This is a genomic window from Photorhabdus hindustanensis (assembly GCF_002968995.1).
Classification (GTDB): Bacteria; Pseudomonadota; Gammaproteobacteria; order Enterobacterales; family Enterobacteriaceae; genus Photorhabdus; species Photorhabdus akhurstii.
Genome location: NZ_PUWT01000095.1, coordinates 1 through 10,594 on the forward strand (window position 1 = coordinate 1; position 10,594 = coordinate 10,594).

The 10,594-nt window shown below is 43.7% G+C and carries 12 protein-coding genes; all 12 read right to left on the minus strand.

Annotated elements, in window-relative coordinates; translation table 11 throughout:
- On the minus strand, positions 1–486 hold a 486-nt coding region (locus tag C6H66_RS23510), incomplete at its 3' end, for a phage baseplate assembly protein domain-containing protein (protein WP_105396901.1).
- Positions 486–1,562 carry a phage baseplate assembly protein gene (locus C6H66_RS23515; protein ID WP_105396892.1) on the minus strand — a complete coding sequence of 359 codons (1,077 nt, stop codon included), beginning with the start codon at positions 1,560–1,562 and terminating at the stop codon, positions 486–488. The genes C6H66_RS23515 and C6H66_RS23510, both read right to left, overlap by 1 nt.
- Positions 1,559–2,959, minus strand: a complete 1,401-nt coding sequence (locus C6H66_RS23520; RefSeq protein ID WP_105396893.1) for a DNA circularization protein — start codon at positions 2,957–2,959, stop codon at positions 1,559–1,561. The genes C6H66_RS23515 and C6H66_RS23520 overlap by 4 nt, the downstream gene beginning before the upstream one ends.
- Positions 2,960–3,046: 87 nt before the next feature.
- Positions 3,047–3,580, minus strand: a complete 534-nt coding sequence (locus C6H66_RS23525) for a DUF4760 domain-containing protein (RefSeq protein WP_051691082.1) — start codon at positions 3,578–3,580, stop codon at positions 3,047–3,049.
- A gap of 351 nt (positions 3,581–3,931) precedes the next feature.
- Complete coding sequence (locus tag C6H66_RS23530) at positions 3,932–5,083, minus strand: hypothetical protein (protein ID WP_105396894.1); 1,152 nt, start codon at positions 5,081–5,083, stop codon at positions 3,932–3,934.
- Between the two features lie 103 nt (positions 5,084–5,186).
- A complete protein-coding gene (locus C6H66_RS23535) occupies positions 5,187–7,175 on the minus strand; it encodes a hypothetical protein (protein WP_105396895.1) in 1,989 nt (662 codons plus the stop codon).
- Positions 7,176–7,289: 114 nt separating this feature from the next.
- Positions 7,290–7,580 (minus strand): phage tail assembly protein, encoded by a 291-nt coding sequence (locus C6H66_RS23540; protein ID WP_105396896.1) that lies wholly within the window; start codon positions 7,578–7,580, stop codon positions 7,290–7,292.
- 14 nt (positions 7,581–7,594) lie between these two features.
- On the minus strand, positions 7,595–7,963 hold the full coding sequence (locus C6H66_RS23545; protein ID WP_105396897.1) for a phage tail tube protein: 369 nt from the start codon (positions 7,961–7,963) through the stop codon (positions 7,595–7,597).
- 10 nt (positions 7,964–7,973) lie between these two features.
- Positions 7,974–9,473 (minus strand): phage tail sheath subtilisin-like domain-containing protein, encoded by a 1,500-nt coding sequence (locus C6H66_RS23550; protein WP_105396898.1) that lies wholly within the window; start codon positions 9,471–9,473, stop codon positions 7,974–7,976.
- Positions 9,473–9,655 carry a DUF2635 domain-containing protein gene (locus C6H66_RS23555; protein ID WP_105396899.1) on the minus strand — a complete coding sequence of 61 codons (183 nt, stop codon included), beginning with the start codon at positions 9,653–9,655 and terminating at the stop codon, positions 9,473–9,475. Before C6H66_RS23555 ends, C6H66_RS23550 begins: the two co-directional genes overlap by 1 nt.
- A 16-nt stretch (positions 9,656–9,671) precedes the next feature.
- Positions 9,672–10,217, minus strand: coding sequence for an ATP-binding protein (locus tag C6H66_RS23560; RefSeq protein ID WP_105396900.1), 546 nt, complete (start codon positions 10,215–10,217; stop codon positions 9,672–9,674).
- A complete protein-coding gene (locus C6H66_RS23565) occupies positions 10,214–10,558 on the minus strand; it encodes a head-tail joining protein (protein ID WP_105396902.1) in 345 nt (114 codons plus the stop codon). Before C6H66_RS23565 ends, C6H66_RS23560 begins: the two co-directional genes overlap by 4 nt.
- Positions 10,559–10,594: the final 36 nt, after the last annotated feature.

Genomic DNA, 10,594 nt, shown 5'->3' on the forward strand with positions numbered 1-10,594 from the left:
TTTCATTGTTGAAGAGTTACTATTGCAGTTATCAACGATATCACCTGTCACTTTTAAAATTGGCGTGTTACAAAGTACAGACTCGCTAGCGTTGATTGTTACCTGTGTTGCATTATTCACAGTAATGGGCTGGCCCTTGGCTTCAATAGTGATCCCTGACTCGGTTAATAAGATGTGTAATCCCCACTGGTTATAGAGCACTACTTCTCCGGGATTTAAATTCTTATGTCGATATTTTTTATTGTTGCTGGCAATCACTACCGCACTTGAGCGGTCTCCCCCCAAGTAACCAATCACAACGTCAGTTCCGGGGGGCAATGCAGACGAGAAACCAAATTCAGCCATCCTTGCCGTGTTATCCCGGACTTCGATTGGCGTCTGGTACTGAACAACTTGAATGTTTCCGCTATCGCGTGATGTCTTGATTTTGCCAAGCCCCAACATCATTTCAACACGTCGAGACAGCTTTCTGATTGCATCATTCATCATCTGATCGTCTCTCTCAAAATTGCATAAAACTCATACGGCTGTACTGCGAAAGCGGCTGGCGGCATTAAAACTAATTGCGCTTGTGTACCGTTATCACCGTTCCGTGTATAAGTGACTTCGGATAATAGCCATTGCTCGTTTTCAAGTCCGAAAATAGGCATGTGAATAGGTATCAACGTGTTGGGTTGCCACAGCTTACCGCTGCTATCTCTCCACGAATCGACTGTCACTTTCAGTACTTTTGAGCGCCCATACCTGCGGTTCATTTCCCAGTCAATCGACTCTTGCGAGCGTTTTGCTGATATAAGCGTGCTTTCTATGATGGTGACATAGTTTCGGTAGCGCATTTTTTTCGCTTCGGGATCACTAGCCGTTGCTAACGTGACGACATCATAGCCGCTGTCATTGCTTGTTTCATTCAATCCGCTTATAGCAAAAGACAAGCCGGTATATTCAGAAAACCGCTCATTCATTGAGCTATTGTAATCTGACGTTTCGACGTTCTTCCCTTGCTCAACCCCGCTTGCCGCCAGCTCTGTACCTACACGCGTCATAATCAAATTACCGTCCGGCAAATCGTAATAAAGAAGAGCTGCAAAACGGGTAACTCGATCAATCACTTCTTGCGAAGACTCGCCCCAATTAAGCGTAAACTGAGGAACAGTTGGCATATCATCAACATCAGAAGTCACTTGAATGTCATACCACCGGGCCAGTTTCTGAGCAATCTGGAGTGGGGTAGCTTGGCTGATTACGTTGTTCGGCCACTTTGCTGAACAGTCTACTAAGTCCTGACATTTACCCCTACCCGACACTTTTATCTCATGCTTATTTTTGGAAATAGATGGGTTCCAGCTATCTATATAGCCCGTGACCACGCGATCATCACCGAGAAACACTTCGCACTTCTCACCCGGTTCTACAAGCTGCTTCTCATCATTGCCAGGGTAGTAGTCCATCAGCATCAAATCAAAATCGGAGGGTAATCGTTCAATACCTCTCGTCACCCGCACACTGTCCCACCCAAAGATGCGGCGGCCGCCGATGACTAACGAAAGCTCATCACTCTTCATTGTTTCAGCGCCTTAAATTTTACTGGCATGAAAGCCGGGTGAATGGGGGAGACAGCTTGGACTAATTCATCACTGCGTTCCGCATCTTGATAAATCCTGTTAGCAATATTTAGTACAGGTAACACAGAGGGTAAATTAAATTGCGTCAAACGCCCTTTCGCATCTTTCAGCGAGAAACTTTCAACAAATTCATAACGTAGCTGAACAAGGGCTTGAAAAATGTCATCAGCCGCTAAATCACCAGCTTTAATGATCGCGTTGTCAAGAGATTCACAAACACGCCGCTGAATTGTTGCGGCTTCGTCACGATTGGCGGGAATGAGTTCACTGGCTGTTTTTGCCATTGCCCCAGATGACAGAACGATGATCAACAAGGTCGTGGCTTCTGCTACGTCACGGTCTACACTGCTTTGCTGATATTGCGTATTTTTAAAGCTGGCAAGATTTTCAAATACCCGCACTTTCTCTGTTGTACTGCCTGTTGTATTAATAATTGCATTGATAACTAACTGCACGCCACCAGCCAGCCCTTCAATCGATTTAGCGCTGTTAAGTTGTGAGAGGGCTTTTGATATGGCTTCTCGCCCCATCACAGCCGAAGCCATTTTTTCATTGACCACATTTTTATAGTTTTCACTGTCATTGTTTCTCAGTACAACACCCGTCGCCCCTGAGACAGAGCCACCGATTTTCCCGCGACTGTAACGCCCGTAACGCTTACTACCGAACGTGGAATTCAACATATCACTGAGATTGGTCACTTCATCGATTGATGACTGCACCATCTTTTCCCAAAAATTAATGGTCTGCTTGATGGTTTTAACGGCTTGTGTGACCGTGCGGATCTCACCCTTTACCATCGAGATAAATTTTGCTGCTGTCATTGTAGCCGTTCTGAGCCAATTAGCATTCACTTTACTGTCTGCCGCCGTGCTATTTGTGATAGCAAAGACTTTCAGGCCAGACTCAATCACAGTCAAAGTGAACTCAAATACCCGGCCATTGTCGGCGCTTTCATTTACACGCAAGCCCGACTCAGTGACGCTGACAGTTAATTCGCCAAGCGTGGGGTGAATCAGAGTCCCGTTCGCCCCTTCTTCACATGCCGCCACCAAGTTATTACGCTGTGTGATCACATCCGGCGCGGAATACACTTTACTGTCTTGAATGATAAAACCGCGAAGAGTGATTTTTCGGCTACTGCGCCCAAGGTCCTCAATCCATGCCGTATCCCGGTACGGGTATTCATGCACCGCTTGCCGTCTACCAAATACGCTTTCACCTGAGACTACAGCAAACGGCACACCGCGAAACGATGCCGGGTGTAAATGTTCCGACCACTTCCATTCTTGGCCCTGTCCCAAGAAGGCGGAAATAGCATCTTTAATCAATGGCATATCACCACCTATGGTTATTTCCAGATGTAAAAAAAACCGCAACTAAGCGGCATATATGAAAAAACCCGCAATGTGAGCGGGTCTATTTTATTTTTTATTGATTTTCAATGGATCTGTTTGCCACCTTTTTGCAAGCCACTCATATTCTTGGTAATAAGTTTGGCTATTAAATTTCTCCCTCAAAGCTTTTATGAAAGGTTCTACTATCTCAAAGTTTTTAACTGCCGTGCTATATAGCACTTCCTTTAACATACATTCATCATAAATGTTATTTTTTACGTTAACTGAGACCCTTTCAAAGAAGTTAAGAAAGTAGTGAATTTGCCTTCTGTCTTCTGTACCCTCTTCTGTTAGATCTTCGTCATAGACATAAGACCTAAAGGACCTACCTGACTCATGGATCTTCCTGATGACCTTGTGGCCATCCCAAAAACCAAAATCACTTCTGCTTTCAGAAAGAAAAATAGCCGTCTGTGACTTTCTAGCTGTTTTTGAGTTACTTGTTATAGCACATATAGCAACAATTACACCGATAGTTACTGCAAACGCACTGACTATTTGAGCGATAGCCGTTGCATATTGCCAATTTTCACTAAGAATAATCGAACTTTCTGCTGCCATGTCATCACCCTTAAAAAAGCGGAGGCTTTGCTCCGCTTTTCACTTAACCCGTTCATTACTTGTATGTTTTGGTTGAAGATCAAACCCATTCGAATTCATCACAAATAATTCTTTTCATCATATAATATACCCCTTTTTCCTCATGGGCATGGTTACCGGTCTTGTTAGCAAATTGCGATATCACCATAGCGATATTAGTCTGATTGAACCTCTAGTTCAACAAATTTAACAACCAGAATTGTGCTTTTATTGTGCTATGGTGTATCCAAATGTTTCAGATTTGCCATCCTTGGCTTTGGGGGTTGTAACCTTTTAAGCTGCCTGTGCGGCAGTGACGCGATCAAAGTGGGGTTATTCCTTGCAAGGCAGATATACCCTCCAAGTATCGACTTCTGTATTTAGTTCACAGACCTCTTTACCTTCTGGTGATACCAGATACTGACCATAAACACGCCCCTCACCTTCCTTTATGGCACTCTGTTCAACAATCAAACTTCCTATGTATTTATTATACTCTGGCTTACCTAATAAATTAGACATATTTACAAATGTCAAATCACCATCTGTAATAAACTTTTCTCTTATATTAGAGTAATTATTGTCAAAAGGGATTGTGAAGGCATGTATCGCATTACTTACAGCCCAGGCTGGAACTGAAAAATAAACAATTCCTTTTTCGTAGTTGTAACCTACAATTTTCATGTCAGATAATGTTGTCTTGGGATCTTTTGTGTATCTCTGTCTTATAATATCTTTTTTCCCACGCAACCCATTTTGGGTAACATAAATTACTCTAATGCTACTTTTTGACTCAAATGTTTGGGGGTGTTCCTCTTCAACTGTAACTATAGCTAATGATTCTTTGGGGTTTGGGATAATGGCTGTTGTAACTTTCATCCCTTCTCCAGCAACCCATGAAGTTATATCCCTGCCCTGATAACAAACAAGACCATTGACATCATAGGGACGAACTAAAGAAGATCTTGTTGATGGAAAAGTAAAACCATCATATTTATCGTTCATGTAAAAATCATGACAATTAATCTTATTTGCAACTATTGAATTATTAGAGTCATCTTCATTTGGTTGATTCGCTAATTTGTATGCTTCATAAGGATAAATTTCAATCCCATCATTCTCATCCAATATGATATAATCATTATCATCATTAGCATGAATAATGGCTTTACCTTTATCTAAAACAGTAAATTTAACAACAGATGTAACTTTACCATTAACTTTATTTTCTAGTGTCGAGAATTCGTTTTCATTATAACAAAGCTTACCTTTGTTTTCGTAAATACCGCCAGATTTATTATCACATCCAAGACTGGAATCAGAACTAAGAAATCCACCCCAAAAAATAACTAATGCTAAAATACCAACCCCACCGATTAAAGAAGCTATCACAGTAGCTATCGATCTGTACCATGTTGGCTTCGAAGAACGCGCAATCACCAGCGAGACTATGAATACTATAAGGCCAACCCAAATCTCAGTCATATCTATCCATCACCTATTCAGTTATCCACATCCGTGTGTCATTCATCCATAACCATTCAAAACATGATAATAATTATATTAAAGAATGGAAGATAAAATGTTCTCAAGGATATTGCATAGATGTTGTTACCCGGCCTCCGGTTTTTGCATTAAATTGCTGCCGTTCTCCGGTCTTACTGTTCACAAGAGTAATTTCAACTTGAAATTTGTTTTCCCCTATAGCAGTCTGAATTGCCTCAGCCATGTTCTGAGCAAGCTCGCTATTATTTGCTTGATTTGCAAAAATAGAGGGAGGTCTTTTGTCAGATTCGGGCAGCGCGGGTTGATTAATCATGCGCTGTTGATTCAGATAATATCTGTCACGCAAACCCTGCCATTTCGGATCAAAGATGGCAGCAGTTATTGCATCCGTGATCTCTTTTTGGCTAAACGGTTGCTGACCATGATTTTCCTGCTTTATTATTGCTGCCATTAGTTTCTCTAATACTGCGGGATCATGCATATCTAACTGTTGATTGGGAAGAAAGCCTGTCTCGTTTGAGACAAAGTTAATATATGCCTGCGTATTATTTCTATCTATACCTCCAGCAGGTGCATGAGTACTGATTGTGCTATTAACAGTATCCTTCCCCCTGTCACCGTTCAGCATCAACTGACGAGCTAATGCAGTGAGGCCATCGTGACTATTACCGAACTTAACAAATGTTCCACTTTGCCCCTGCACATATCCAACGCCGTTTGGGGCATCACGCACATTTCCCGGATTTTTAATTCTCAAGCCGAATGAATCTTTTTTAAGTATCTTTGACTTGTTTTTAGGTTTAGGGTATTGAATACCAAGAGTAGGAATATTTGGAGTTTTGCTGCCTTCACGTTTACGCTTTTCAGCTTCCCATGCTGCACCGTAGCGATCATTGATTTTTTTCTCCAAGTCATCGTTTGTGGAACCCCAACTCAAAAGAAAATCTTCGTAATAAGACAGGCTTTTTCTGAAAGCCTTATCTTTCAATGCCTGTTTACGCAAGTCTTCTTTTTTGTTGCCGTGGTAAATTTCATTATTAACATTATTTTTATGATTTAATTTACCTTTGTATGCTTTTTCTTTATCTTCATAAGAAAATCCCCCATCTGATACAAAGCGCCCAATGGCAGCGAAATCATCAATTTTTCTTTTAATTATTTTACCAGCAAGATCACCAACAAAATCAGTTTCGGCCAATGCTAATTTAGCAAAAACAATGCTTAACCGTGTTTTTGTGCCCTCATACCACGAATTTAGATTGTTATACCTGTCGTTGAATTCGTTTAATTTATCATTATCAGCTTGTGATCTGGTGTGACCCTGCCAATCTGAACCGGCCAGCAGTTTTTGATATTTTTCAGGTCCTTTACGTGCCAACGCTAATCCATGTTCATCCAGACCAATTTTTTCAGCAATGGTATTTTGAACATCAGACGGATATTTCTGCATAGCCTTGACGACTTCTGGGAAAGTCTTGTACACATCAATCGTTCCGTGATCATTTTCATAGAGAGGAACCCCCATCTTGGTTAATTCCGCTCTGGCTTCTTCCCGTCTTCCTTGCAATGGATGGTTTAAAATCCCATAAAAGCCTTCTACTGATTTTTTAGCATCATCAGCCTCAACGCCAATTTGTATCAACGCACCTTGCAAGCGTGTGAAATCTGGAACACTCATTGCTGAGTTTTTAGCGGACACATCCAAGTCATAGGCTTCCTTCCCCATATTTACTAAGTTTTCAAATGCTTTTGACGCGCCATAAGCCGCTACCCCAACTCCACCCAATTTTGTCGCTATCCCGCCATATTTAGTTGCAAGTTCACCAAAATTCTTAAGTGGGGGTACCATGTCGCCAATATGTTGCACATTATCCTTAGCATAACGTGACATATCACGCATACGCGTATTGAGTGAATCAACATATTCAGTTGTTTTTGAACCGCCAAACTTCAATGCTTCTGTAGTCTTTGCTAGTTGGGGGTTAAGACTATTCAGTCTATCAATAATTTCATTGATGATTTTTGTTGCATTTTCATCAGCGTTCAACTCAAAATCAAAGGCGTTACCCATTAGACCGATCCTTACTTATTCGACTAGCTTGTTCAACCCACCATTCAAGCCGTGTTTTTGATAAGAGCCACGCATCACGTGGCCCCCACTTGTAATAAAATGTGACGTCAGCGGCTAATTGCTGCCAGATCTGGAACTCTCCGTGTCCAAAAAACTTTCAAGAAACTCCTGGCACTGATGAAAATCACTGATAGCCATCTTTTTCAACACTGATTCAGGAATACCCGAAACTAGCGAAATTAATAACCGAGTTGCCGCTAGCGGGTTTGCTTTTTTGCTCGCTTCATAAAACTGTTCAACCTGGATCAACACAGGCTCTTTCAAATCAATCTGCTCGTAGCGGACTTTGCCGTCGTTACTCTCAATCGGGGTGTTTAATACGATAGTTTTAGTGGTTTCTAACATGTTGATTCTCCAAGTTAATTTTCAGTTACCGAAGTACCTTCCCAGCGCACTTCAAACGTGGCATCTTCGCTAGCGACTTCCTGCGTGTTGACGGTCCACATACCTTCACCAATAATCGTTTTGCCGTTTGCCAGCTCGGCAACAATAGTGACGTTAGTCTGATTATTGAAATCCGCTACGGTTGTCCCGCCACTGTCCCTCACCTTGCATGAGATAAAACCCGCTTGCGGCTTCTCCTTGTAGCCGTGTACGCAGTCCATCCCTGTAAGAGTTTCGCGTGTGACTTTTGAGGGGCTCCATGTAAAATCTCCCGCGACCATGATCGATATGCCGTCAACAGAGACATGAGCGGTACCCGCCAGCCTGTTTGATGTATTACCCATTTATTTTTCCTTATGCTGCCGGTTGTAAGCGGAACTGATTAAGTAGCGCAAAAACACGCAACTGATTGATCAATGTACCGGTCCACAGAACATCTACCCGGTTCGGGTTCTGCGGATTGATATCGACAATCAGCCCGGACGCAAAGCTCTTCGAATCCTGCACGTAGCCGTTGTATTCCAAAGTACGATACTGCGCGATAAGTTCGGCGCGAATGACGTTGGGGGTCACAATTGCCGAGCCAGGCGCATACCGGGTAGCGTCTTTCACTAATTTCATGCGAGCAAATTTACTCGTGATTTGAGTACGGATATAACGGGTGACGTACATCAGCAAGTACAACGTCTCAACTTCTAAATAACTGTCATCGTTATCACCAAAACTATTTTTCTGATATGTCGTGATGATGTTTTCGACTTGGATTGTGCCGTCATCAGCCACGGTAAACGTTGAAATTCCGCTATATAACAGATTGTTACGTTCGATTAAGTCAAGCTGGTCCTCCGATGCCGGAGCCAACACACCACTTACAGGTAATGTTTGCAGCGGTCTGCCGGGGTCATTGCGTAAGCTTGGCGCGACTGCTCCCGTCAAAGCAGCGGCCCAAATGTAATTCGGGGATGGGGAATTAGTGACTCCCAACAGAGTTTCATGCTGATAATTTCTTTGCTCGCCGAAGCTAGCCAACTCGCCGTATGCCCCATTGACGGCGCTAAATGAGTGTCCGTATAACTGTTGTTCCCACGACCAACGACCAACCGTATCAGACAGAAACGCTTTCACATCATCTAATGACGCGGTGTCAGTGTATGGATTCGCAATAAAATCAAATGAGCGGTCTTTGAGATTACCCAATGCGTTTTTGAGATCTGGCGCTCCTGCACCGCCTGTCATTTGAGTTATTTTCAGTTCCATACCTGCGGGAGTAAATTCACCGCCTGCTTGACCGCGATAATTCAATCGCAGATCAATGCTGTTACCGGCTGCACCTTTGTTTTTGGCTGTTAACGTCACCGTGTCAGCGGAATCAAATGCGACTATCGCTGTGACCGGCAATGTCACTTTTTTGTTAATTGCGTCTGACAATGCAGTAGCGACTTGCTCTGCTTTATCTGTTGCAACTACAGTGATCTGCACACGTTGACCGCCGATATACAGCGAAATAACGCCGGTGTCCGTCGCTGGACTGGAGACTTTTACACTGCCTTTGGCCGCGACCATATTGGCAGCATCACTTAAAGGCAGAACCCAGATTTCGGCGGCTTGGTCATTGGCGAAATAAGCTTCGGTCATGCCGTGCAACATGGAGCCGTTGCCGAATAATCCCGCAACTTGGGCGGCGGAAGAAATACGCTCAGGGATATCCGGTTTTGCTGTAGACGTACTCAGCATCTGACCGATGATCAGTGTGCGCTGTGTCGCAATTGCGCTGTTCGCCATCGAATTATCGAATTCGACATAAAAAAGCGGTGCCCGGATATTGTTGGGCACACGTGAAAAGGGTACGGCCATTATTCATTCTCCTTGACTGCCGACTTTTTAACTGCTTTTTCGGGCTGACATATTTCAACGTCACCGTCTTTTACGCGACGATGCCAAAACAGACTGTCTTGTACTTCTGTGCAACCTTCGGGCAAAAAGGTGCCTTTGACGGGATCGCGTACACGCCTCCCGATAACAGGTTTTACGAACATGGATTACTCCTGGAAATTAATTCGGAAAATTAACTCGAAAATGGGGTTCGGGGGTGCCGTCTGGCATGGCGACTGTGACGTCGATTTCGTCAAGTTCGACCGCTTCGATTTCGTAGAAATCTTCCGGGCCTTGGTAATATTCGATATCCAGTTCCATTAACAGTTGTGCTGTATGTCCCTCGCCACTGGCATCAATACCAATCGTTGAGCGTATCTGTTGATATTGTTGCGTCTGGCGAGTGAGTTCATAGCTATTAATGACTGCTCGCTCTATCTGCTCGCGTAATCGTTCGAGAGACTCCTCGGCTTTAGCCGCGCCATCGTCTTCCGCTTCGCTGTCTAACTCTTGTAGACGCCCGGTAATACGTACTGTCGTAACAGTATTAAACTGGGGCACGTTACGGCCAAGCGAGTTTTTAACATCAATTGGCGCCTGCACAAGAATGACCGGGTACATATCTTCGGTTGTTGACCAGTCGCGCGGAGAATAAACCCGCGCTTCTGCATCGGTCTTATGTTTGAGCGCGTCAATGACTAGCGCCCTGATACCGGCTGCGTTCATGATTTCACCCTGTTTAGAATAAGTTTTGTCCCGCCGTGACTATCGGGCTGAACATCTGCCACGGCAAACAAAGTATTGACCTGAGCGCCACCAACGATGCCAACAAATACCCGATCCCCTTTTTTCGGCGGTGCCTGAAACTCAATGTCGCGCACCCCAAGCACAGGAGAAGTTGTATTGATGGTGCTAGTGTCATCTAATGATTCGACTGTTTGAGTGTAGGCCCGATCAAAGATGCCGTTGATCGTGTAACGAGCGCCGCTTGCGGGGCGGTATTCAACCGGGTCCCCAAACACATCATGCAGCGGTGCTAATAAATGTTGGTCCCAATTGATCCCCATCATCAAACCTCATGACTGATTTTAACGCCGTCATTA